At 73.3% G+C, this 382-nt stretch carries 1 protein-coding gene; it reads right to left on the reverse strand.

What is annotated here, in order from left to right:
• Positions 1-382 (reverse strand): urease accessory protein UreD (locus GVL05_RS19950; protein ID WP_200849293.1); only part of this gene is annotated, 382 nt, incomplete at both ends.

Here is a 382-nt window from a genome sequence, read left to right on the forward strand (position 1 = left end):
TCCCTGCAGCGCATGCGCGTCGATCACGGCGCGTGCGGCGTCCAGCGCAGCCTCCCGGCGCTCGCGCGGCAGTGCCTCGCCCGCCACGAAGAACACCGAGGCCAGGCAGCGGTGCCCGTCGAGCCCCAACCGGCCGTCCATCAGCAGCGCATCGGCGGCGTCGATCGTGCCGCGCTCCAGCCAGATGCCGGGCACCTCGATGTGCTGCGTGAACCGGCCTTCCGCGAAAGGCTGGCCGGAATGCGGCAGTCCCAGCGCGGTGACGTCCCAGGCGATGCATTCGGCGCCGGGCGCGACCGACAGCGTGAGCCGGTTCTCGGCCTGGCAGGCGCTGTAGCAGAGCGCCTCCAGCGGCAGCCATTCGAGCCGGGCGCCAGTGGCC

It is taken from the genome of Curtobacterium sp. 18060 (assembly GCF_902706105.1).
GTDB lineage: Bacteria > Actinomycetota > Actinomycetes > Actinomycetales > Microbacteriaceae > Curtobacterium.